At 73.5% G+C, this 22,723-nt stretch carries 19 protein-coding genes; 8 read left to right on the forward strand and 11 right to left on the reverse strand.

Annotation, left to right across the window (positions count from 1 at the left end):
- Window positions 1-81 precede the first annotated feature (81 nt).
- Together ACIBBA_RS30110 and ACIBBA_RS30115 are read right to left on the reverse strand one after the other, a co-directional pair.
- Window positions 82-1,341: a hypothetical protein gene (locus ACIBBA_RS30110; protein ID WP_396701745.1), complete on the reverse strand. Its 1,260-nt coding sequence runs from the start codon at window positions 1,339-1,341 to the stop codon at window positions 82-84.
- 273 nt (window positions 1,342-1,614) lie between these two features.
- Window positions 1,615-2,274 (reverse strand): class I SAM-dependent methyltransferase, encoded by a 660-nt coding sequence (locus ACIBBA_RS30115; RefSeq protein WP_396701747.1) that lies wholly within the window; start codon window positions 2,272-2,274, stop codon window positions 1,615-1,617.
- Between the two features lie 317 nt (window positions 2,275-2,591).
- Here ACIBBA_RS30115 and ACIBBA_RS30120 point away from each other — a divergent pair, with 317 nt between their 5' ends.
- A complete protein-coding gene (locus tag ACIBBA_RS30120; RefSeq protein ID WP_396701749.1) occupies window positions 2,592-4,649 on the forward strand; it encodes a type IIA DNA topoisomerase subunit B in 2,058 nt (685 codons plus the stop codon).
- 53 nt (window positions 4,650-4,702) lie between these two features.
- On the forward strand, window positions 4,703-7,186 hold the full coding sequence (locus ACIBBA_RS30125) for a DNA topoisomerase (ATP-hydrolyzing) subunit A (protein WP_396701751.1): 2,484 nt from the start codon (window positions 4,703-4,705) through the stop codon (window positions 7,184-7,186).
- 159 nt (window positions 7,187-7,345) lie between these two features.
- On the opposite strand, the gene ACIBBA_RS30130 is transcribed toward ACIBBA_RS30125, so the two are convergent.
- Entirely contained in the window at window positions 7,346-8,692 is a 1,347-nt protein-coding gene (locus tag ACIBBA_RS30130) for a uracil-xanthine permease family protein (RefSeq protein WP_396701753.1), read from the reverse strand.
- Between the two features lie 454 nt (window positions 8,693-9,146).
- On the opposite strand from ACIBBA_RS30130, the gene ACIBBA_RS30135 reads away from it, so the two are divergent.
- A complete protein-coding gene (locus ACIBBA_RS30135) occupies window positions 9,147-9,467 on the forward strand; it encodes a TrmH family RNA methyltransferase (protein WP_396701755.1) in 321 nt (106 codons plus the stop codon).
- 93 nt (window positions 9,468-9,560) lie between these two features.
- Here ACIBBA_RS30135 and ACIBBA_RS30140 read toward each other — a convergent pair whose 3' ends face one another.
- From ACIBBA_RS30140 to pseB, 7 genes are all read right to left on the reverse strand, one after another.
- Entirely contained in the window at window positions 9,561-10,196 is a 636-nt protein-coding gene (locus ACIBBA_RS30140; protein WP_396701757.1) for an alpha-ketoglutarate-dependent dioxygenase AlkB, read from the reverse strand.
- Window positions 10,197-10,240: 44 nt separating this feature from the next.
- On the reverse strand, window positions 10,241-11,299 hold the full coding sequence (locus ACIBBA_RS30145; RefSeq protein WP_396701776.1) for a PseG/SpsG family protein: 1,059 nt from the start codon (window positions 11,297-11,299) through the stop codon (window positions 10,241-10,243).
- Window positions 11,296-12,024 carry a cytidylyltransferase domain-containing protein gene (locus ACIBBA_RS30150; protein WP_396701778.1) on the reverse strand — a complete coding sequence of 243 codons (729 nt, stop codon included), beginning with the start codon at window positions 12,022-12,024 and terminating at the stop codon, window positions 11,296-11,298. The genes ACIBBA_RS30145 and ACIBBA_RS30150 overlap by 4 nt, the downstream gene beginning before the upstream one ends.
- An 89-nt stretch (window positions 12,025-12,113) precedes the next feature.
- Entirely contained in the window at window positions 12,114-13,946 is a 1,833-nt protein-coding gene (locus ACIBBA_RS30155; protein ID WP_396701759.1) for a class I SAM-dependent methyltransferase, read from the reverse strand.
- Window positions 13,936-14,778 (reverse strand): hypothetical protein, encoded by an 843-nt coding sequence (locus ACIBBA_RS30160; protein ID WP_350873155.1) that lies wholly within the window; start codon window positions 14,776-14,778, stop codon window positions 13,936-13,938. The genes ACIBBA_RS30155 and ACIBBA_RS30160 overlap by 11 nt, the downstream gene beginning before the upstream one ends.
- Before the next feature lie 10 nt (window positions 14,779-14,788).
- Window positions 14,789-15,940 (reverse strand): DegT/DnrJ/EryC1/StrS family aminotransferase, encoded by a 1,152-nt coding sequence (locus ACIBBA_RS30165; protein ID WP_396701780.1) that lies wholly within the window; start codon window positions 15,938-15,940, stop codon window positions 14,789-14,791.
- Between the two features lie 5 nt (window positions 15,941-15,945).
- The gene (pseB, locus tag ACIBBA_RS30170; RefSeq protein ID WP_396701761.1) at window positions 15,946-16,929 is read right to left on the reverse strand and encodes a UDP-N-acetylglucosamine 4,6-dehydratase (inverting); all 984 of its coding nucleotides are present in this window, start codon (window positions 16,927-16,929) and stop codon (window positions 15,946-15,948) included.
- A 377-nt stretch (window positions 16,930-17,306) separates the two neighbouring features.
- Between pseB and ACIBBA_RS30175 the strand changes: the two genes are divergently transcribed.
- Window positions 17,307-19,037 (forward strand): hypothetical protein, encoded by a 1,731-nt coding sequence (locus ACIBBA_RS30175; RefSeq protein WP_396701763.1) that lies wholly within the window; start codon window positions 17,307-17,309, stop codon window positions 19,035-19,037.
- 118 nt (window positions 19,038-19,155) lie between these two features.
- Here ACIBBA_RS30175 and ACIBBA_RS30180 read toward each other — a convergent pair whose 3' ends face one another.
- Window positions 19,156-19,665 (reverse strand): GNAT family N-acetyltransferase, encoded by a 510-nt coding sequence (locus ACIBBA_RS30180; RefSeq protein ID WP_396701765.1) that lies wholly within the window; start codon window positions 19,663-19,665, stop codon window positions 19,156-19,158.
- Window positions 19,666-19,765: 100 nt separating this feature from the next.
- Here ACIBBA_RS30180 and ACIBBA_RS30185 point away from each other — a divergent pair, with 100 nt between their 5' ends.
- The 4 genes from ACIBBA_RS30185 to ACIBBA_RS30200 are packed head-to-tail and all read left to right on the forward strand — an operon-like array spanning window position 19,766 to window position 22,472.
- Window positions 19,766-20,017 (forward strand): acyl carrier protein, encoded by a 252-nt coding sequence (locus tag ACIBBA_RS30185; protein ID WP_396701767.1) that lies wholly within the window; start codon window positions 19,766-19,768, stop codon window positions 20,015-20,017.
- On the forward strand, window positions 20,014-21,282 hold the full coding sequence (locus ACIBBA_RS30190; protein ID WP_396701769.1) for an AMP-binding protein: 1,269 nt from the start codon (window positions 20,014-20,016) through the stop codon (window positions 21,280-21,282). Before ACIBBA_RS30185 ends, ACIBBA_RS30190 begins: the two co-directional genes overlap by 4 nt.
- Complete coding sequence (locus tag ACIBBA_RS30195) at window positions 21,275-22,030, forward strand: SDR family NAD(P)-dependent oxidoreductase (protein WP_396701771.1); 756 nt, start codon at window positions 21,275-21,277, stop codon at window positions 22,028-22,030. The genes ACIBBA_RS30190 and ACIBBA_RS30195 overlap by 8 nt, the downstream gene beginning before the upstream one ends.
- The gene (locus ACIBBA_RS30200) at window positions 22,014-22,472 is read left to right on the forward strand and encodes a hypothetical protein (RefSeq protein WP_396701773.1); all 459 of its coding nucleotides are present in this window, start codon (window positions 22,014-22,016) and stop codon (window positions 22,470-22,472) included. The genes ACIBBA_RS30195 and ACIBBA_RS30200 overlap by 17 nt, the downstream gene beginning before the upstream one ends.
- Window positions 22,473-22,723 lie beyond the last annotated feature (251 nt).

Consider the following 22,723-nt stretch of genomic DNA (forward strand, 5'->3'; position numbering starts at 1 on the left):
GATGGGCGCCCCGGTGCCGGCCGACGCGCGACCGTACGACGAGAGCCCCGCCGGCTCGGCGGGGCCCTCGTCGTACCCGGGTCAGGAGACGGTGATCGACCCGTTGCTGGCGCGGACGCAGGAGACCGCGCGGGCGGCCGTGGTGGCGGCGCCGGTCAGGCACTGGCCGAGGACCTGGTGCCCGGTGGCGTTCGGGTGCCAGGACTCCTGGCAGGTCTGGAAGTAGGTGGCGCAGGTGTTCGCGATCTTCTGGATGGCGATCTTGTCCTTGCCGCTGAGACTGGTCACGAAGGTGCCGTTCGGCGGGCTGTCCTGCAGGCGGATGGGCGTGGCCAGCGCCCCGCTCGGGCTGGTCGCGTTCTCGCAGAGCCGGGCGCCGTCGAAGGCCCGCTGCACGTTCAGGTAGACCAGGTCGTCGGCGGGGAACTCGGCCGCGAGGGTGTCCCGGGTGGACTTCACCAGGGTGCCCAGGCCCTGCGAGAAGCGGTGACCGGGAGCCAGGCTGGCCCGGTGGATCGGGCAGCCGGCGGCGTAGCGCTCGGCGCCGAGCGCCCGGAACTTGTCCCGGGTGTCGTCCCGGCTGTCCTCCTCGTGGAAGCTCGAGTAGAGCTCCAGCGGCAGCGGGTTGGTGTAGTCCTGGAAGACGATGCGGTGCTGGCCGTCCGCGTCCACCTGGTCCAGGGTGGTCAGCAGCTGGCGTACCGCGGCGGTGGTCTCCGCGGTCGCGGCGCTGAACTGCGCCGCGGTGGCCAGGTCGGCGTCGCTGCACGGCTCCTGCGGTACCGGGCCGTTCAGGTACGCCCAGAACTCCCACCAGCCCGTCCAGGCGTCGGCGATGAACCTGTTGGCGCACTTCTCGGCCACGTTGCCGAAGGTGAACGAGCTGTTGTTCGAGCCGAGCCCGAGCAGGACCAGGTCGATGTCGTTGGTCTGCGCCACAGCGCGGAGCTGGTCGAGCTGGGCGGCCACCTGACGGCCGTTGGTCCGCGCCGACGACGCGGCGGCCATGTCGTGCGGCTGCCCGCCGGAGCAGGCCAGGTTGAACCGGTTCTGGATGCCGGGCAGCGTCGCCCGGTGCAGCGAGGCGTTGGCCGAGCGGTGGCAGAAGTACGCGTTGCTGTTCGGCGCCGTCCACCCAGGGAAGCCCTGGGCGACGCCGTTGGCGTCCACCACCGGGGTGTACGCCCCGGCGCCCTCGCCGCTGATGAAGCTGTCCCCGAGGGCGATCGCGGCGGTGGGCAGCGCGGCCGAGGCCGGTGCGGGCAGCGCCACGGCGGTCGACAGGGCGGCCGTGGCGACGGCGAGCGCCGCCAGCAACGTGGTACGGCGGAACCTGGACATACGTCTCCCATCCGTCCATCGAAATATGAAAGATTCTCCGGAGAGCGCGATCAGATCACCCGCTGCTGACGGGCGTCAATGGTTCGTCACGGAATCTTTCGATGACTGACACATCCGCCCGGAGCGCTGGCGGCGGCATCCCGCCGCACCGGGGGAGAGAGCGCGGCAGCGTTGTGGGGTCGGCACCGGGCCGCCGTAGTTCGCCCCGGACCTCGGGTGGCAGGGTCGGGTCAGGCGGCGCGGTGCGCCCGCGCCTCGGCTGGCGGGGTCGGGTCAGGCGGCGCGGTGGAAACGGGCGCGCCAGCGGCGTACGCCCGAGCTGTCGATGATCTCCTCGACCCGCAACGGCGTGAGCCCCGATCCGGCGAAGGCGTCGACCTCCGCCCGGGTCAGCGGCCACGGCGGGGCCACCGGCGGCTCCTCGTCGTCGGCCCGGCCGGCGGCGATCACCAGCAGCGTGCCACCCGGGGCGACCAGCTCGCCGACCGCGGCGAACGCGCCGGAGCGGAGCTGCGGCGGCAGTGCCTGCACGTTCATGCTCTCCAGCACCAGGTCGAACCCGTGTCGCCAGGCGACGGGCGGGTCGAACAGGTCCGCGGTGCGGTAGTCGACCGGCGAGCCGGGGTGCCGCTCCCGGGCCACCCGCACCGCGGTGGGGGAGATGTCGAAGGCGGTGGTGTCGAAGCCGAGCCCGGCCATGAACTCCGCGTCCCGGCCGTAGCCGCAGCCCACCACCACCGCGCGCCGGCCCGCGCCGGTCACGCCGTGCGCCGCCACCCACTCGACCAGCAGCCCGTGCGGCGAGCCCCGGTCCCAGGGCACGGCTGACTCACCCCGCTCGGCCTCGGTGTAGAGCCGCTCGAACCAGCCGGTCGGATCGCCCGCGGCCAGTGACTCGGCCGACAGCCGGCTGGTCGCCTCGTCCTCGTCCACGTCGTCTCCCGCCGCCCGCCCGACGCCGGTCAGCGTAGCGGCCGCCGGCCGGCGTGCCCGTCCCCGCGGACCGCCCGTACCCGGGAGACAGCCGCCCGTGCCGGAATCCGGGGAGCGCGCCCGGCGTTGCACCGTCGGGCGCCGCACTCCGCGCCGGTCAGCCACGTTCGCGGCCGGCGTTCACGTCCGGACGCGGCGGGTCGCGCGGGGTGTCACGGGCTTGTCGGGGCATCGGGCTAGGCTCGCTGCGGCGCGCCGCGCCGGCGAGGCCCGCCGGTGAGCGGCACCACACCGCCGAGACCGGGGAGTACGACCAGTTGACCGCATCGCCTGAGACCCTCTACGGGGCCGACGACCTCACGCACCTCGAGGGGCTGGACGCCGTCCGCAAGCGCCCCGGGATGTACATCGGCTCCACCGACAGCCGTGGCGTGGGTCACCTAGTCAACGAGATCCTCGACAACTCCACCGACGAGGGTGTCGCCGGTCACGCCACCAAGGTCGAGGTGACGCTGCACGCCGACGGCTCGGTGCAGGTCGACGACGACGGTCGGGGCATCCCGACCGACGTGCACGCCAAGTCCGGCATCTCCGGCGTCGAGCTGGTGCTCACCCGGCTGCACGCCGGTGGCAAGTTCGGCGGCTCCGGCTACAAGACCTCCGGTGGCCTGCACGGCGTGGGCGCCTCGGCGGTCAACGCGCTCTCCCGCCGGTTCGACGTGACCGTCCGCCGCGCCGGCAAGACCCACTCGATGTCGTTCCGGCACGGCGTGCCCGGAATCTTCGACGGCGACGGCCCGGACGCCGCGTTCACCGCCGGTCCGGGCCTGCAGGTGGTCGGCGGCATGAAGCGCGGCCAGCGCACCGGCACGTCGATCCGCTACTGGTACGACCCCCGCTACTTCGAGACCGGCGCCGGGCTGGACACCGACGCGGTCCGCACGAAGCTGCGCAACACGGCCTTCCTGGTCCCCGGCGTGAGCTACCTGCTGCGCGACCACACCGGCGAGGCGCCGACCGAGGAGCGCTTCCACTACCCCAACGGCCTGACCGACATGGTGGAGTTCCTCGCCCCCGCGGGCGACCGCCCGGTCTCCGGCACCCTGCTGGTCACCGGCGAGGGCAGCTACCGGGAGAACGCCGCCGACGCCAACGGCGTCATGCAGTCCAACGTGCAGCGTCGTGCCGAGGTCGAGGTGGCCTTCCGCTGGGGCACCGGCTACGAGCGCACCGTGGAGTGCTTCACCAACACCATCCGCAACGCGCACGGCGGCACCCACCGCAAGGGCTTCGAGCGGGCCCTGGCGCGCACCCTCGCCGAGGCCGTCCGCAACACCCGCGGCCTGCTCAAGGCCAAGGAGGAGCCCCCCACCCTGGACGACGTCCTGGAGGGGATGACCGCGGTGGTGCACGTGCGGATCCCGGAGCCGCAGTTCACCTCGCAGACCAAGGACGAGCTCTCCACCGCCGGCATCACGAAGGTGATCCAGGGCGTGGTCGAGCAGCACCTCAAGGCCTGGCTGGAGGACCGGAAGACCAAGGCCGAGGCCCGCACGGTGCTGCAGAAGATCGTCGACGCGGCCCGGGTGCGGCTGACCCAGAAGCAGCAGAAGGACGCCGCCCGGCGCAAGACCGCCCTGGAGGGGGCGTCGATGCCGGCCAAGCTGGTCGACTGCCGCGCGGCGGGCATCGAGCGCAGCGAGCTGTTCATCGTCGAGGGCGACAGCGCCCTGGGCACCGGGCGCCTGGCCCGCTCCTCGGAATACCAGGCGTTGCTGCCGATCCGGGGCAAGATCCTCAACGTCCAGAAGGCCAACCTGCAGCAGGTGCTCGACAACGCCGAGTGCGCGGCGATCGTGCAGGTGCTCGGGGCGGGCTCGGGTCGTACCTTCGATCTCTCGGCGCTGCGCTACGGCCGCGTCCTGATCATGGCGGACGCCGACGTCGACGGCGCGCACATCCGTACGTTGCTGATCACGCTCTTCGCCCGCTACATGCGACCGTTGATCGAGGCGGGCCGGCTCTTCGCCGCGATGCCGCCGCTGCACAAGATCACCACCAAGGGGCGCAACCCGCAGACGATCTACACCTACACCCAGGCCGAGATGGAGGCGACGGTCCGCAAGCTGGAGAAGGCCGGCAAGCAGATCGTCACCCCGATCCCGCGTTTCAAGGGTCTCGGTGAGATGGACGCCGACGAGTTGTGGGAGACCACGATGAACCCGGCGACCCGGGCGGTGCGCCGGATCACCCTCGACGACGTCGACGCCGCCGAGCGGATCCTCGACCTGCTGATGGGCGAGAAGGTCGAGCCTCGCCGCAACTGGCTGATCGACTCCGCCGACCGGGTGGACCGGGGGGCGATCGACGCATGAGCGAGGGCAGCGTGAACGGGAGCACCCGGTCCGGTCGAGGGGAAAGCTGAGTCATGGCACGCCGCAAGGAAACCAAGGTCGACCTCTCCGCGTTCGACCAGGCCGGCGCGCGGGTTTTCGACAACCCGCTGGTCACCGAGGTCTCCGACTCCTACCTGGAGTACGCCTTCTCGGTCATCCACTCCCGCGCCCTGCCGGACGCCCGCGACGGCCTGAAGCCGGTGCACCGGCGCATCCTCTGGTCGATGTACGAGCAGGGGCACCGCCCCGACCGGGGCCACGTGAAGTCGGCCCGGATCGTCGGCGACGTGATGGGCAAGTACCACCCGCACGGCGACACGGCCATCTACGACGCGATGGTCCGGCTGGCACAGGACTTCTCACTCAACGCACCACTGATCGACGGGCACGGCAACTTCGGCTCGCCCGACGACGGCCCGGCCGCGTCGCGTTACACCGAGGCGCGGATGTCCCGCGAGGCGATGCTGCTCGTCGGCGAGTTGGGCGAGGAGACCGTCGATCTCGAGCCGAACTACGACGGCTCGCTGACCCAGCCGACGGTGCTGCCGGCCGCCTTCCCCAACCTGCTGGTCAACGGCGCGTCCGGGATCGCGGTCGGGATGGCCACCAACATGATCCCGCACAACCTGGGTGAGGTCGTGACGGCGGCCCGCTGGCTGATCAACCACCCGGACGCGTCGCTGGACAAGCTCATGGAGTTCGTTCCCGGCCCCGACCTGCCCACCGGTGGGCTGCTGCTCGGCCTCGACGAGGTCCGGCGGGCCTACGAGACCGGGCGTGGCGTGGTCCGGATGCGCGGCAAGGTGGAGATCGGCCCGCTGGAGGGCAGCCGGGGCCGGCAGGCGATCACCGTGGTCGAGCTGCCCTACGGCGTCGGCGCCGAGAAGGTCATCGCGGCGATCACCAACGAGGTCACCAAGACCAAGCGGCTCACCGGCATCGCCGACGTCAAGGACCTCACCGACCGCGAGAGCGGCACCCGGCTGGTCATCGAGTGCAAGGTCGGGGTCAACCCGCAGGCGCTGCTCGCCGACCTCTACCGGCTCACTCCGCTGGAGCAGTCCTTCGGCGTCAACAACCTGGTGCTGGTCGACGGGCAGCCGCAGACCCTCGGGCTGAAGGCGCTGCTGGAGGTCTTCCTGGCGCACCGCTACGAGGTGGTGACCCGCCGCACCGCCTACCGCCGCCGTAAGCGCGAGGAGCGGCTGCACCTGGTCGACGGTCTGCTGATCGCCCTGCTCGACATCGACAAGGTGGTCAAGCTGATCCGGGCCAGCGAGGACGCCCAGGCCGCCAAGGACGGCCTGATGCAGCGGTTCAAGCTCTCCGAGATCCAGGCGACCTACATCCTGGACACTCCGCTGCGCCGGCTCACCAAGTACGACCGGCTGGAGCTGGAGTCCGAACAGGAGCGGTTGCGTCGGGAGATCGCCGAGCTGAGCACCATCCTCGACGACCCGAAGGTGCTCCGGAAGGTGGTCTCCGACGAGCTGGCCGCGGTGGCGAAGCAGTTCGGCGCGGCTCGCCGCACCACCCTGGTCGACGGTGACCTCAAGGAGGTGCTGGCCGCGTCCGTGCCGGCCGGCCCGCTGGAGGTCGCCGACGACCCGTGCCAGGTGATCCTCTCCGCGACGGGTCTGGTCGCCCGCACCGCGGCCGAGTCCGAGGAGTCCGCCGAGGGGCGGCGCCGGCACGGCCGGGTGAAGCACGACACCGTACGTGCCGTCGTGCACTCGACCGCCCGGGGTCGGGTGCTCCTGGTGACCAGCGCCGGCCGGGCTTTCAAGATCGACGTGCTGCCGCTGCCGGTGCTGCCGGAGCAGGCCGGCACGGTGTCGCTGCGCGGCGGGATGTCCGCCGCCGAGCTGGTGCCGCTGGAGCCGGGCGAGACCGTTGTGGGCCTGGCGCCGCTCGGCCCGGGCGCGGACGGCTCGCCGGGTCTGGCGCTCGGCACGCGGCAGGGTGTGGTGAAGGTCTGCTCGCCGGATTGGCCGGTCCGCTCCGACGAGTTCGAGGTGATCAGCCTCCGCGAGGGTGACGAGGTGGTCGGGGCGACCTGGCTGACCGATGGCGCCGAGCACCTCACCTTCATCACCTCCGAGGCGTCGCTGCTGCGCTTCCCGGCCACGCTGGTCCGCCCGCAGGGCATCCGGGGTGGCGGGATGGCCGGCATCAACCTGCCCGGCACGGCCCAGGTGGTCTTCTTCGGCGCGATCCGCACCGACGATCCGAAGCACGGTGAGCCGATGGTGGTCACCTCCACCGGGGCGACGGTCAAGGTGACGCCGTTCAAGGCCTACCCGGCCAAGGGGCGGGCTACCGCCGGGGTGCGCGCCCAGCGCTTCCTCAAGGGCGAGACCGACGTGGTGGTCGGCTGGGTCGGTGCGCGACCGGTCGGTGCCACCGCCAACGGCGAACCGGTCGAGCTGCCGGCGGCGGACCCCCGCCGCGACGGCTCCGGCTTCGCCGTCATGCTCGGCCCCACCGTCATCGGCCACCAGGTCGAACGCGACTGACCCGCACCACCCCCGCACCGACACGGCGCCCCGGACCGACTGGTCCGGGGCGCCCCGGCTCTGGGCGTTGATCATGAAGTTGTTGCCGTGACACGCCGGTGCCGAGGGCAATAACTTCATGATCAACAAGGTGGGCGGGGCGGATCGGGGTGGGGTGGGTCAGAGTTCGGGTTCGGGGCCTCGGCGGGAGGCGGGGGTGGTGTTCCGCAGGCGGGCGATCAGGCGCATGCCGTGATAGATCACCAGGGCGGCGGCGGTACCGAGGGCGATTCCGTTGAAGGACAGGTCGCCCGCGATGAGGGTGTAGTTCGCCGCGCCGACGATCACCGCCACGGCGGCCGTCATCAGGTTCACCGGGTCGTGGAAGTCCACCCGGTTCTCGATCCAGATCCTGGCGCCCAGGATGGCGATCAGCCCGTAGAGCGCGGTGGTGGCGCCGCCGAGGACCCCGGCCGGCACGGTGAGGATCAGCGCGCCGAACTTCGGGCTGAGCCCGAGCAGCACCGCCGTCAGGCCGGCGATCCAGTAGGCGGCGGTGGAGTAGACCCGCGTCGCCGCCATCACGCCGATGTTCTCCGCGTACGTGGTGGTGCCGGACCCGCCGCCGGACCCGGCGAGCACGGTGGCGAGACCGTCGCCCAGGAAGGCCCGGCCCATGTCCCGGTCGAGGTTGCGACCGGTCATCGCCGCGACCGCCTTGACGTGCCCCGCGTTCTCCGCGATCAGCACCAGGACCACCGGCACGACCAGCACCACGGCCCGCAGGGAGAAGCTCGGCGCGTGGAAATCGGGCAGCCCGACCCAGGCGGCCTCCCGCAGCCCGCTGACCGCCGCCGGGTCCAGCTCGCCGAGGGCGAGCGCGAGCAGCCAACCGACCAGCACGCCGAGCAGGATCGACAGCCGGGCCAGGAAGCCGCGGAAGATCACGGTGGCGAGCAGGATCGCGGCGAGGGTGACCACCGCGATCAGCGGCTGCGCCTTCACCCCCGTGCCACTGCCGCCGCCGTCCCAGGCGACCGGGGCCAGGTTGAGCCCGATCAGCGCGACGATGGCACCGGTCACCACCGGCGGCATCAGCGCGTCGATCCAGCGCGACCCCGCGAACTGCACCACCAGCCCGACCACGGCCAGGGCCGCCCCGGCGACGAGGATCGCGCCGAGCGCCGGGCCGATGTCCCCACCGGCCTTCGCGGCGAGCACCGGCGCGATGAAGGCGAACGACGAGCCGAGGTACGACGGCAGCCGGTTGCCGGTGACGAGCAGGAACAGCAGGGTTCCCAGCCCGGAGAAGAAGAGTGTGGTGGCCGGCGGGAAGCCGGTGATGAGCGGCACCGTGAAGGTGGCGCCGAACATCGCCACCACGTGCTGCACACCGATGCCGAGCGTGCGTGGCCAGGAGAGCCGTTCGTCGGGGTGGACCACGTCGCCGGGGTTCACGGCGCGGCCGTCGCCGTGCAGCGACCACGGGGCCCAGCGGGATCGGGGTTCGGTGGGGGGCAGGGTCACGGGTACGCCCTTCGCGTCGGGGGAGCGGGACGGGGGCAGGAGACCCTGGGCGTAGTTTCTAGCACGACCCCGCACCGCCACCCGCCCGCGGTCGCCAGGCGATCGAGAGGGCCCGGCCGCCGGCCCGGTCCGAGACACCATCGCGGAGAGACGGGCGTCTACAATGAACCGGCCTGTCCTCGTCGATGGCCCGGGTGCGCCGCGAAGCACCTCACAGATGACCGATCTCTCCTGCGGTGGAGCCGCCTTCGCGGCGTGAGCGCCGCCATCCGGGTCCGGCCTCGGCGCGAGCTTCGCTCGGCCCGCCGACCCCGCCCACATCGCTGCTGGCACCATCTCGTCGCCGCTCCGCTCTGGCCGCTGCACGGCGCCAATCTGGGCACCCTGCTGCGCACCTGCGACGCCGTCGGCGCCTGCCTCGCCGTACCGCCGTTCCGCTGGGGTCGACGAGGCGGTGGCCCGAGGAAACACGCTGCGCCGGCCCGGCTGCGTGCACCGGGTCGGGAGCCCGCTGCGCTGGCTGGCCGACGAGCGGGCCGCCGGCAGCCGGATCCTCGGCGTCGAACTGGCCGACGAGGCGGTCCGCCTCGGTGACCTGCCGGCCGCCCGGGGTCGCACCGTGGTCGTGCTCGGGCACGAGGCGACCGGCATCCCGCCCGAGGCGCTGGACTGCCTGGACGCCGCCGTGGAGATCCCGATGGTGGGGCACGGGCACAGCCTCAACGTCGCCGTGGCCGGCTCGCTGGTGCTCTACAAGCTCGCCGGCCTGCTCTGACCGCGAGGCGCGGCCCGCCCGGGGTCGCGGCCCGCCCGGGGTCGCGGCCCGTCCGGGGCGCAGCCGGCCTGGCCCGGGCCGCCCGACCTGCGGTCAGGCGACGCCGACTGGGCGGAACTGCACGCTGACCCGGGGGCCGACCGGACGCGCGGTCTTGGGGATGGTGTGCTCCCAGGTGCGCTGGCAGGAGCCGCCCATCACGATCAGGTCGCCGTGGCCGAGGGGGAACCGCAGGCTCGCCCCGCCGCCGCGCGGGCGCAGCAGCAGCGACCGCGGCGAACCGAAGGAGACGATCGCCACCATGGTGTCGCTGTGCGCCGAGCGGCCGATGGTGTCGCCGTGCCAGGCGACGCTGTCGCGCCCGGAGCGGTAGAGGCACATCCCGGCGGTGACGAACGGTTCGCCCAGCTCGGCGGCGTAGTGCCGGGTGAGCGCCGCCCGTGCGTCGGTGAGCACCGGGTGCGGCAGCTGCCGATCGCCGTCGTACCAGCAGAGCAGGCGCGGCACGTCGACCTCGGTCTCGTACATCGTGCGGCGCTCGGCCCGCCAGGGCACCTCGTGCAGCAGGGTGTCGAGCACCTGATCGGAGCCGCGCACCCAGCCCGGCAGGTGGTCGACCCAGGCGCCCCGGGTCAGCTGCTGGCGACGAAGCCCGCCCGGCAGCCGCGCCAGGGACGGCCCGGCGTCGGTCAGGTCGAGCATCGACGGCTGGTAGGCGGCCGGCGTCATGAGCCCACCCTAGCAGCACTTTCGTACAACCGTACGACCGGCGTTCAGCCGGTCACGGCGGCTCCGCGCAACGTGTCCAGCACCGCGTCGACAACCCTGCCGCGGCCCAGCCCGTCGACCGTCGCCCACCCGCGGGCGGCGAGCGCGGCGCGCCGCTCGGGCGAGGCGAGCAGGCCGTGCACGGTCCGTGCCGCGGCTGCCCGGGCGGTGCGCCCGGGCAGGCCGACGGCGGCCAGCTCCGGCAGCTCGCCCAGCCCGGCGACCAGGCCGTGCCGGACCACCCGGTGGTACGACTCGCGCTGGTTGTCGACCACGCAGACCAGCGCCGTGGGCGCGCCGAGGCAGCAGAGTTCCCAGGTGGAGGTGCCGGCCGCGCTGACCACCAGGTCCGCGGCCCGGATCAGCGTCGGCAGCTCGTCGGTGGGCGGGACGGTTCGTACGAACTGGTTGCGTCCCGGGGCGAGGTCCTCCAGCTCCGCCTCGATCTCCGGGCGGCCGACCACCACGGTCAGCTCCATCGGGTGGCCGGTGGAGAGCAGCACCCGGGTCAGCACCGGGGCGGCCCCGACCGCGTCGGTCCCGCCGAAGAAGGCGAGCACCCGGGGGCGGCCGGACACGGTGGGAGCTGGGGGCGCCGGCGGCCGGGCGGTCACCACCGAGTCGCGCAGCAGGGCGTAGGTCGTACCGGCCAGCAGCCGGCCGGGCAGCTCCGGCGTCGCCGCGCCGAAGTTCTGGTCCAGGTAGAGGTCGGCGTCCTGGCCCCGGCTGTCGCCGTCGATGATGGCCACGGTGCGCACCCCGGCGGCGCGCAGCGCGCCCGCCCCGGCGGGGTCCAGCTCGTAGGAGTCGAGGACCATGACGTCCAGCTGGTGCCGGCGGGCCGTCTCGACCAGCTCCGCGGGGGTCGCCGGGCCGGGGTGCAGCGGGATGCCGCGCGCCGCGAGCTGGGCGGCCGCCCAGCCGACCCCGTCGACCGAGCCGAACATCTCGACCCGCGCGCCGCGGGCCAGGAACTCCTCACCCAGGGCCAGCGACCGGACCAGGTGGCCGACGCCGCGCCGCGGCCCGGCGTCGCAGCGCAGCCCCACCCGTACCGTGTTCAGGACTCCTCCAGCTGCTTCTGGCGTACGTCGGCGTTCAGCGCGCGCAGCGCCGGCTGCCCGTCCAGCCAGTCGGCGAGCTTGGCCAGTGGCACGCTGACGTCACCGAAATGGTCGGTCACCGCCCGCACAAGGGCCCAGTCCCGGTCGGTGTCGAGGGTGAGCCGCAGCCCGGAGCGGTCCGGGGTCAGCGTCACGCCGAGCACCCGGAACAGCTCCGGGTGGGTGTACGCGTACGAGGTGACGTGCACCCGGTGGTGGTCGGTGGCGAGCCGGTCGAGGGTACGCAGCGCCTCGGCGCGGATGATCTCGACGTCCAGCCCGCGGGGCAGGGTGCGGGCGATCGACGTGCTGGCGTAGTCCAGCCCGGGCACGGCCCGGTAGACCGACGCGACCAGCGTGATGATCTCCGGGTCGAGCAGCGGGCAGTCGGCGGTGAACCGCATGACCGCGTCCCCGGGGTGCGCGTCGAGCGCGCCGATGAAGCGGGCCAGCACGTCGTCGACCGGGCCCCGGTGGCACGGCACGTCGAGCCGGGCGCACTCGGCCGCCACCGCGTCGTCGACGCTGTCCGTGCTGGTGGCCACCACCAGGTCGGCGAGCACCCCGCTGTCCTGGGCGGCCCGGACCACCCGGCCCAGCACGCTGCGCCCGGCGAGCGGACGCAGCACCTTGCCGGGCAGCCGGGACGAGCCCATCCGCGCCTGCACCACACCCACGATCCGCAGCCCGTCGGTGTGCGGGGCCGTACCGCCCGGCTGCGCTCCGGTGGCCGGCGCGGCGGTGGCGCCGGGCCGGTCCGACCTCGTCGCGTCGGTCACTGCTGCTCCTCCTGCTTCGGGGTCAGCGCCTCGCGGGCCCGACGCTTGGCGGCCCGGGCCCCCCGCTTGGCCAGCCGGGCCGGGGTGATCGCCAGCCGGCCGACTCGGTAACTCAGCGAGCCGCTGAGCAGGTTGATCGTGGCGTCGGCCCGGCGCAGCGCCCGCTCCCGCGAGGTCAGCAGCTCCTCGGTCCACTTGAGCAGCGCGGCGAGCCGGGTCAGCTCCTCGCGCTGGCGCAGCCACGCCTCGCGCAGCTGCTGGTAGCTGCGCGGCCCGCCCGGTGGGTCGGTCGGCTCGACCGCCTTCAGCTCGGTGGCCAGGGTGACCCGCCCCTCGGCGTCCAATCCGCGCAGCGCGGCGGTCACCGCCGCCTCGGTCTCCACCGCCGCCGAGACGGTGGCCCGGTCCAGGTCGCGTCCGGCGAGTCCGCCGAGCACCACGGTCAGGCCGGCGACGTCCAGGGTGGACGCCCAGGGGTGGGCGTAGCCGCCGGTGAGCAGGGTGGCGGCGAACCGCCACAGGCTGCGGGCGAGCACGACGTCGCCCGGCAGCGGCTCGCTCGCCCGCCAGCTCGGGTCGAGCACCTCGTACCCGCCGTCGAAGACCACCGTGTTGTCGGCGCCGGCCAGCGCGACCGCCCCGGCGAGCCGACCGTCCGGGTCGGCGTGCCCGGCCAGCCACTGCGCGTACCCGTGCAGCAGCCGCCGCAGCGCGTCCAGGTCGCGTCGCAGGCTGGCGTCGAGCAGGAGGGTGCGCAGCAGCCGACCCTCGGGCACCGGCTGCCCGTCGAGCGCGGCCAGATCCCGGTACGCCGCCTCCCGACTGGCGAAGGGGGCGGCCGTCACCTCGCCGCGTCCGGCCGTGGCGGTGGCCCGCCACTGCCAGCCCAGCGGTCCGTCGACCACCTCCACCACCTCGGCGCCGGGCGGTCCGGTCTGCACCATCGCCACCGGCAGGTCGGCCGGCGCGGCGGCGGCCGGGGTCACGTCCAGCGGGGTCACGTCGTTCGTCCGGCGGGCGAGCACCAGCCAGCCCGGGGCGAGCGCGGCGGCCTGCCCGGCGTGCAGGGCGTCGACCGCCAGCCGGGCCGGGTCCTGGAGCACCGTCGCGGAGCCGTCGGCGCAGGCACCGTGCAGCACGGCGTCGAAGAGTCCGGACGCGGTGCGCCACTCCAGCTGGTCGGTGTCGAGCAGCGCGGTCGCCGCGCCCGCGTCGGGATATCCGGCGAAGGTGGGCCCCGGTCGGAGGCCGACCTCGGTGAGCCGCTCGCGCAGCTGCGCCCGGTTCGCCGGGCGTTCGGCGTCCAGCACGCCGGGGATGCTCCAGGCGGCGTCGTCGCGCCGGGCGTACCAGGGGGCGGTGTCGACCAGCCGGTGCAGCCCGATCGGGTTGTCCACCCGCAGCAGCAGCGTGCCGCCGGGGCGCAGCGCACCGGCCAGCCGGGCGAGTACGCCGCCCCAGCCCAGCCGGGCGCCCTCCACCGACTCGACCGGATCCAGGCCGGCGCCGGCGATCACCACGTCGAAGCGCTCGTCGTCCGGGAGCGCGGCCGGGCCACCCACCATCACCCGTGCGCTGCGCGCCGCCAGCGCCACCCCGTCCGGGTAGCTGCGCAGCAGGCAGGTCACCTCGGCGTGCCCCAGCCGGTCGAGCAGCGCGGGATCGTGCGGCCCGGCCAGCAGCACGCGGGCGCCGGCCGGCACGATCCGGGCGGCCAGCGCGGCGAGCGGGCCGCCGTCGACGAGGCGCTTCTCCGGCAGGTCGGACCAGGTCAGCATCTCCCCGCCCGGTAGCGCGATCCGGTCGGCGGCCGCCGTCTCAGTGGTCAACTCGTTCCTCCTGGAGGTTCGCCCACCCGAGCAGCTCGCGCAGCTCGGCCGGCGTGCAGCGGTGGTCGGTGCCCAACTCGGCGCGGGCGATCGCGACGGCGGTGGGCAGATCCACCGACTCGCCGTGCAGCTCCGGCCACTGGCGCCGGATCCGGGCGGTCCCGCCGAAGGTCGGGTCCTCGTTGGCGAGCACCATCGGGTCACCGTAGACCGCCGGCTCGCAGCCGGCGGCGATGCCGTAGAAGATCGCGCTGGTCAGCCGGTTCGATGCCACCCGGCGGTGCCGGCGCAGCTCGGTGAGCTGCTTGTCGAGAAAGTACGGGTCGGTGTCCCGCCACCAGTGCCCCCGATAGCCGTGGCAGATCACCCGGAAGCCGGCGTTCTCGTAGAGGCGGCGTACCCGGCGCATGCCGAACTCGTGCCAGTAGAGGCAGACCGTGACCGGGCCCGGCTCGGTGTCCCGGATCCGGGCGATCAGCTCCTTGTGGTCGCCGCGGACGTGCTGCCCCTCCCAGCCGTGGAACGGGTACCAGATGGTGCCCTCCCGCTCCGCCTCCGGCGGGTCGTCCGGCCGCATGGCCAGCAGGTACGCGAAGGGAGCGCCGATCACGACGACGTTGCGCCGGCCGACCGACCAGGCGCGCCGGCGGGTCTGCTCCGACCAGAGCAGGCTCGGCGTTCCCTCGGCGTACGGGTGGCCGGGGGCGAGCCCGTCGCCGATGTTCCAGCCGTGCTGCACGTACCCGTTGATCCGCGGCGGGTGGCCGTCGCCCAGTCCCGCGTAGCGCGCCAGCACGTGGGCGTGGCCGTAGAAGTGGTTGGCGTGGTGCATCAGCGTCCCATCAGGCGGCGACGGGCCTCGCCGGGCGGCCGCGCAGCGCCGCGCCCAGCGCGTCGATGACGCGGTCCTGGTCGGCGTCGGTCAACGTCGGGTAGAGCGGCAGCGAGAGCTGCTGACGATAGAACGACTCGGCGACCGGGCAGGATCCGCGCCGGTAGCCGAGGTCGGCGAAGGCCGGGTGCCAGTGCACCGGGATGTAGTTGACCTGCACGCCGATGCCGGCCGCGCGCATCGTGTCGTAGACCTCGCGGCGACGCCCGTCGAGCACCCGGATCGGGTAGAGGTGCCAGGCCGGCTCCGCCCAGGAGCGGCGTCCCGGGGTCAGCACGCCGGGCAGGTCGGCCAGGGCCTCGTCGTAGCGGGCCACCAACTCGGCGCGGCGGGCGAGGAACGCGTCGAGCCGGCGCAACTGGCTGCGGCCGAGCGCGCAGAGCACGTCCGGCAGCCGGTAGTTCAGCCCGAACTCGTGCACCTCCTGGTGCCAGCCGCCCTCGTCCGGCCAGCGCAGCTCGTCGCGCTCGCGGACCAGCCCGATGTTGCGGAACCGGCGGGCCCGCTTGAGCAGCTCCGGGTCGGGCGCGGCGACCGCGCCGCCCTCGGCGGTGGTGAGGTGCTTGGTCGGGAAGAACGAGAAGGTGGTCAGGTCGGCGAGCGAGCCGACGGGCCGGCCCCGGTAGGTGGCCCCGATGGAGTGCGCCGCGTCGGCGAGCAGCAGGGCGTCCGAGCCGGCCATCGAGGTGCGCAGCGCGTCGTAGTCCGCCGGGTGGCCGGCGTAGTCCACCGCCGAGACCACCTTGGTGTGGGAGGTCGTCGCCGCGGCCACCGCTGCCGGGTCGAGGGTGAAGGTCTCCTCCTCGACGTCGGCGAAGACGATCTTCGCACCGAGCAGGGCGGCGCTGCTGGCGGTCGCCACGAAGGTCATCGGCGGGACGATCACCTCGTCGCCCGGGCCGACGCCGGCCGCCGCGTACGCCACGTGCAGCGCCGCGGTGCCGTTGGAGACCGCAGCGCAGCCCGCCCCGCCGGTCACCTTGGCGAGGTCGGCCTCGAAGCCGTCGACCTGCGGGCCGGTGGTGAGCCAGTCGCCGCGCAGCACCTCGGCCACCGCCTGGATGTCGTCCTCGGCGACCGAGTGCCGGCCGTACGGGAGCATCGCCATCACGCGGTGAGGCCGAGCATGGTGCGCAGCTGCTCGACCGTGAGCCAGTCGTCGTTGGTGTCCGACTGGTAGGCGAAGCCGTCCGGCACCGCCTCGCAGTCCACCGGCGGCTGGTAGCCCCAGCCGGCGATGGTGGGCTGGACGATGTAGCGGTCCTTGGCCCGCAGCGTCCGGCGGCTGTCGTCCGGCGCGATCATCTCCTCGTGCAGCTTCTCGCCGGGCCGGATGCCGATCTCGTGAGTGGTGGCGTCCGGGGCGACCGCCTCGACCAGGTCGAGGATCCGCATGCTGGGGATCCGCGGTACGAAGAGCTCGCCGCCCTGCATCTGGTCGAACGAGTCCATGACGAACTGGACGGCCTGCTCCAGGGTGATCCAGAAGCGGGTCATCCGCTTGTCGGTGATCGGCAGGCTCTTGCCCTCGGCGGCCAGCCGGCGGAACAGCGGGACCACCGAGCCGCGGCTGCCGACGACGTTGCCGTAGCGGACCACCGCGAACCGGGTCGGGTGGTGGGCGGCGTAGTGGTTGGCGGAGACGAAGAGCTTGTCGCCGACCAGCTTGGTCGCGCCGTACAGGTTGATCGGGCTGGACGCCTTGTCGGTGGAGAGGGCGACAACCTTCTTCACGCCGGCCTCGATCGCCGCGTCGACCACGTTCTGGGAGCCGGTGATGTTGGTGGCGATGAACTCCGAGGGGTTGTACTCGGCCGTGTCCACCTGCTTGAGCGCCGCGGCGTGCACCACGTGGTCGACGCCGTGCATCGCCCGGGTCAGCCGGTGCCGGTCCCGGATGTCGCCGATGAACCAGCGCAGCCGCGGGTCGTCGCCGAGCTGCTGGCGCAACTCGTACTGCTTGAGCTCGTCGCGGGAGAAGACCACCACCCGGGCCGGGTCGGCCTCGGCGAGGATGTGTCGGAGGAAGGTCCTGCCGAAGGAACCCGTTCCCCCGGTGATCAGAATGGACGATCCATTCAAGTCACTCAATTTGGTGCTCCCGTGATCGTGGATGAAACGGCGGCCCTCGGCCGGCCGACCGGACCGAGACGCTAACCGCGGCGGGTTAACGGGCCGACGCTCGCGGGTTAACCGCGGCCCCTCGGGCCGTGAATGGCGGGCACCCGGCCGGCGAACACTTCCCCGCAGCTCAACCGCGGGCTGACCGGGCCGGATCCGGCGGCTACAGTGACCGCGCGTACGCGACGCGGCCCGCGATCCGGGCCTGGTGTCGCACCCGTTCCGCGGGCCGGACGTCGCGGTGTCGCGACCGGCCAACCCCAGTGCGAGCAGCCCGGCCCCGTTCGCCGTGCGTACCGGAGCAAGGTCCGGCGCCGGCGCGTGGCCGGTGACCCCAGGAGGCGGCGATGGCATCCGGCACCGACGTGATGGAGCGGGCGGCGACCCCGAGCGGCGCGCCGGCCGGCTCGCACCGGCGATGGCTGGTGCCGCTGCTGCTGGTCGTCGGGTGGCTGCTCGGGGTGGCCTGGCGGATGTGGCTGGGCCGGCACATCAGCCTGCCCATCGCGCACACCGACGAGGACAGCTACCTCAACACGGCGCGGGCGCTCGCCGGTGGGCCGGGCGGATTCAGCAGCGAGAACGAGCTGCTGCGCCGGGTCGGCTACCCGATGCTGATCTCCCCGGCCTTCCTCGGCGACGGGGACTTCACCCAGAGCTACCGGCTGGTGCAGCTGATCAACGCGATGGTGAACGCGGCCCTCCTCCCGCTGGCGTACCTGCTCGGCCGTCGGCTGCTGCGCCTGGACCGCGGGCCGGCGCTGCTGGCCGCCGCGGTCGCCGCCACGTTGCCGGCCACGGCGTTCTACGCGAACGTGGCGATGATCGACACCGTGATGGCGCCGCTCGTGGTGGCCTGGCTGCTCGCCGTGCACCGGTGGATCGAGCGACCCGGTCCGCTCGCCGCGGCGACCGTCGGGCTGCTGGTCGGTGCGTTCCACCTGCTGCACTCCCGGGGTTTGGTCATCGTGGTGGTGCACGCCGGTCTGGTGCTGCTGCTGCTGGTCCGTCGCCGGATCACCCCCGGCGTGGTGCTCGCCGCGCTGCTGCCGGTGCTCGCCCTGGCGCTGGTGAACGAGGCCGGGATCCGGCTGCTCGGCGAGAAGGTCTATCTGCTCGGCAACGAGCCCTCCGGCGGCACCGTGCAGGCGATCGCCTCCGGCCCGGGTCTGCTGCGCCTCGGCGCGGCGGTCGGCACCCAGCTCTGGTACCTCGTGGTGATCACCTTCGGGTTGGCCGGTGTCGCCTGGGTGGGCGCGCTGCGGGAGCTGCGCCGTCCCGAACGTGGGCCGGCGGCGCGGTGGACCCTGGGCGTGGCGCTGGCCACCACGGTCGGGGTCGCCGGTGGGGCGTCGGTGATCCTCGCCGGCATCACCGGCAAGCCGCTGGACGCGATCTACGGGCGCTACGTGCAGATGCTCGCCCCGTTCTGGCTGCTGGTCGGGCTCGGTGTGGTGCTCGCCGCCGGCTACCGGGTGGTGCTGCGCCGCACGGCGGTGGCGGCGGCGCTGTTGGTCGTGGGTGCCGCCCTGATCAGCGCCCGACTGGCGTACGTGCAGAGCCGGGGCCACAGCCTGCGCTACGGCGGGTTCGGCGCTCCGGACCTGTTCGCGCTGACCGGCGGCTGGCGGGAGTTCCGCCCGTTCACCGGCGCGCTCGTCGGCGTCGCGGGCTGCGTGCTGTTGATCGCCGCGGCGCGGCTGCCCCAGCTGCGGGTGCCTCTGTTGGTGGCGCTGCTCGCGGTGAACGTGGGCACCATGCAGGTGATCTCGCACCGGATGGTCCGGCCGATGGTGGCGGCGACCGCGCCGACCCCGGCGGTCGCGGACCTCGGCATCCGTCCCGGCGAGCGGGTGTACGCCTCGACCGGCGTGCACTACATCCTCCGGTTCAACCTGAGCCACCAGGTGACCTGGACCGACGTGCGCTGGTTCAGCGACCGCCCGCCGGCCGCGGCCGAGGCGGTCTTCACCCGCTGGGCGCCCGGCGAACCGGACGACTGGCCGGGCGAGCAGTACGGCTTCGTCCGGCTCGGCGGCAACCCGCAGCAGCACTGGGCGGCCTGGCGGCGCGGCTGAGCGCAGCGGCGCCGGTCCGGCCGTTCTCCCGCCGTCCGTGCCATTTCCGGGCACTTCAGTTAACGACGGGTGTCCGGCCGGTGAATGGCGCACGGACAATTGTCGAACGGCCCGAAATTCAGCGCCGACGACGGTTCGAGCGGTCGAGGGAAATCGGGATGACGGTGATTTCCCGGCCGTCGGAAACCTCCGTCCGTGGCGTGCCCTCGACGAATCGGAACCGACGGTTCATCTGCCGCACGACGGTGTTGTGCGCGAGCACCTCGCCGTCGAGGCGATCCAGCCCCAGATCGTCGAACGCGTGGTCCACCGCCGCGCGCACCACGGCCAGCCAGGCGGGCAGGGTCTCGCCCCGGGCGGCCAGGCCGTCGGCGTCGAGATAGAAGCCCCAGGAGCCGCTCCGTGGCTCGTCCCGGCGCAGGTCGAAGAAGGTGACCACGCCGCACGGCACCCCGTCGTGGAGGTACATCAGCACCCGCCGGGACGGGTCGCCGCGCACCGCCGACCACCACCGGGCGTGCTCCTCCGCGGTGATCTCGTGGCTGGTCTTGCTGACCTGCCGGTTGGTTTCCTGATTACGCCAGGACAACATCAGGTTAACGTCGTCCCCGGTCGCTTCGCGCAGCACGTGCCTCTCGCTTTCCCTGGTGTTTCCCGCAATCGTCTGAGCACCCTACCCGGCCCCGGGAAATGTGATGTCCATTCGCCGGGCCTGTACACTCCGGCGCATGAACGAATTGAGTCGCGCGCAGATCCGCGACCTCATGGCGCAGGTGCTCAAGAACCAGGGCAAGGTGCTGCCGGAGGACGACGCGGCGGATCTGCGGGAGATCGGTTTCCGCTCCCTGGACTTCTCGGAGCTGGCGCTGCGGGTCGAGGACGAGACGGGCGAGGAGCTCAACTTCGACGCCCCCGGGCTGCGTCGGATCTCCACCGTCGGGGACGTGCTCGACTTCCTCGTCGAGCTCCAGCGGCAGTGACCGTCGCGACCTCCCGCGCCGGGTCCACCGCGCACCCTGAGCCGGCCGGGATCGACAACCGGATCGTCGTCGGCGGCACCCCACTGACCTGGCGGGAGCTGCCGGAGCTGACGCTGCCCGCCCCGGCCGCGGTGCTGGCACACGGCGCGCGGGACGCCCTCGCCGCGGCCCGCCACCACGCGACGCACGGCACCGAGCTGCTGCTCAGCGGTGCCGGCCGGGTCGACGCGGCGCTGCGGGCCGAGCTGCGCGACGCCGGCTTCACGCTGACCGAGCTGGTCGACGGTGAGCCGCGCGACGAGGCCCCGACCCGGGCCCGCGCCGCCGACCCCGGTCGGCTCTGGCTGCTCACCTCCGGCTCCACCGGCCGGCCCAAGCGGGTCGGCCACACCCTCGACTCGCTCACCACCGTGCGGGGCGAGCAGCCCGCCCGGACGTGGCTCTGCCCGTACGCCCCGGGCACGTACGCCTGGTGGCAGGTGGTCACGCTGTCGCTGACCCAGCCCGGCCAGCACCTGGTGGTGGTCGAGCAGGACCAGCTCGACGACTGGCCGGCCCTCGCCGCCGCGCACGGCGTGGACGCCGCCTCCGGTACGCCGACGTTCTGGCGCCGCACCGTCTACCGCGACGCCGCCGCGCTGGCCCGGGTGCCGCTGCGCCAGATCACGCTCGGCGGCGAGCCGGTCGACCAGGCGATCCTCGACCAGTTGCGGGCCCTCTTCCCGGCCGCCCGGCTCTCCTGGATCTACGCCTCCTCGGAGGTCGGCGCCGCGATCGTGGTGCACGACGGCCGGGCCGGCTTCCCGGTGCAGTGGCTCGACCGGGTCGTGCCCGGCCGGCCGACGCTCAGCGTGCGGGACGAGGAGCTGGTGATCACCTCGCCCTACCACGGCGCGGGGCTGGACGGTGCGGTCCGCACTGGTGACCGCGTGCAGGTGGTCGACGACCGGGTGGTCATCACCGGCCGGCTCGACGCCGACGAGATCAACGTCGGCGGGAGCAAGGTCTCCGCCGGGCTGGTGCGGGACGTGCTCACCGCGCACCCGGGAGTGGCCTGGGCCCGGGTGACCGGCCGGCGGGCCCCGATGCTGGGCCGGATGGTGGTGGCCGAGGTGGTCCCGCAGCCGCGCGCCGACGCCGAGCCGCCCGACGAGGCGGCGCTGGTGCGCTGGTGCGCCGACCGGCTGCCCGAGCACGCCGTACCCCGCCGGATCCGGATGCTGACCGAGATCCCCGTCAAGGAGACCCTGAAGAGCGATGTCTGACCGCGCCGAGACCCCGATCGTTCCGCCCAGCTCCGTCGTCCTCGTCTCCGGCGGTTCGCGCGGGCTCGGGCTGGCCATCGTCACCGACCTGCTCGAGCAGGGCGTCCGGGTGGCGGCCTTCGCCCGGACCGTCACGCCGGAGCTGGCGAAGCTCGCCGCCGAACACCCCGACCGGATCCACGTCGGGTCGGTGGACGTCACCGACCTCCCGGCCGCCCAGTCGTTCGTCCGCGAGGTGGAGCAGCGGCTCGGGCCGATCGACGGCCTGGTCAACAACGCCGCCGTCGGGCAGGACTCGCTGCACGTACACACCGCCACCGCTGACATCGCGCGGATCATCGAGACGAACCTGACCGCGCCGTTGCAGCTCACCCGGCTGGTGATCCGCCGGATGCTCGGCCAGGGGCTGCGCGGGCGGATCGTCAACGTCACCTCGATCTGCGCGCAGCGCGGTTTCCCGGGCCTGGTGGCGTACTCGGCCACGAAGGGCGGGATGGACGCGGCCACCCGGTCGCTCGCCCGCGAACTCGGCGGCCGGATGCTGGTCAACGCGGTGGCACCCGGCTTCTTCGCCTCGGAGATGTCCGCGGTGCTCGGCCAGACCCAGCTCGACCAGATCGTGCGCCGCACGCCGACCGGTCACCTGACCGAGCCGGAGGAGGTCGTGCCGGTGGTCCGGATGCTGCTGCGCGAGCAGACGAACATCAACGGCCAGGTCATCGTGGTGGACGGTGCCGCCTCCATCTGAGCTGGAGCGGGCCGTGCTGCCCCGGCCGCCGGCCGGGGCAGGACCGCGTCCGGTGCCGGCGCTGGTGGCGGGAGCCGAGCGCTATCTGCGGGTGGGCACCGCCGCCGAACTGCACGCGGCGCTCACCCGCAGCCACCTCGACGACGGCCGCTGCGTCGGCTGGTACGGGCCGCCGACCCCGGGTTGGCGGGTGGCGATCGACGCCGAACGGGCCGACGCGCCGGTCCCGGTGGCGCTGGCCCGACGCTTCGGGGCGGCCGACTTCTGGGCCCGGTGGACCCGGGCCGAGTGCTACTGCAAGCTGGCCGACGTGCCGGTGGTGGCCTGGTGGCGCCGGCACGGGCTGGGTACGCCGGCGCAGAGCCCGGCGGTCTGGCGCACGCTGCGCCTGGCCGACCTGGTGGTCACTGTCGCCTTCGCGCCGCAGCCGGACGGCTGCTGATCTCCCGATCTCCCCCGACCCGGTGGGGGCGGGGGAGATCGGCGCGGGTTCGGCGACGTCACGGCGGCCGGCGGGTGTGGACCCCCCGACGTCACCGACCCGAGCCGCGCGCCGCCGGCGGAGGGCGACGCGCGGCGGACCCGGCGGTCAGCCGGGCGGCCGGACGCTCCTATGCCGCGTCAAGTGGTTGTGGTGGGGTTTCGAGGCGTCGGTAGAGCTCTCGGGCGATGTAGCGCTTGAGGTAGCGTTTG

Source organism: Micromonospora sp. NPDC051006, assembly GCF_044456245.1.
Lineage (GTDB): Bacteria > Actinomycetota > Actinomycetes > Mycobacteriales > Micromonosporaceae > Micromonospora.

Bases quoted from the DNA above. Each gene is read 5' to 3' on its own strand.
- ACIBBA_RS30165 (WP_396701780.1), bottom strand. From the start codon at position 15,940: ATGCTCCCGTACGGCCGGCACTCGGTCGCCGAGGACGACATCCAGGCG.
- ACIBBA_RS30185 (WP_396701767.1), top strand. From the start codon at position 19,766: ATGAACGAATTGAGTCGCGCGCAGATCCGCGACCTCATGGCGCAGGTG.
- ACIBBA_RS30140 (WP_396701757.1), bottom strand. From the start codon at position 10,196: ATGACGCCGGCCGCCTACCAGCCGTCGATGCTCGACCTGACCGACGCC.
- ACIBBA_RS30175 (WP_396701763.1), top strand. From the start codon at position 17,307: ATGGCATCCGGCACCGACGTGATGGAGCGGGCGGCGACCCCGAGCGGC.
- ACIBBA_RS30110 (WP_396701745.1), bottom strand. From the start codon at position 1,341: ATGTCCAGGTTCCGCCGTACCACGTTGCTGGCGGCGCTCGCCGTCGCC.
- ACIBBA_RS30195 (WP_396701771.1), top strand. From the start codon at position 21,275: ATGTCTGACCGCGCCGAGACCCCGATCGTTCCGCCCAGCTCCGTCGTC.
- ACIBBA_RS30160 (WP_350873155.1), bottom strand. From the start codon at position 14,778: ATGCACCACGCCAACCACTTCTACGGCCACGCCCACGTGCTGGCGCGC.
- ACIBBA_RS30125 (WP_396701751.1), top strand. From the start codon at position 4,703: ATGGCACGCCGCAAGGAAACCAAGGTCGACCTCTCCGCGTTCGACCAG.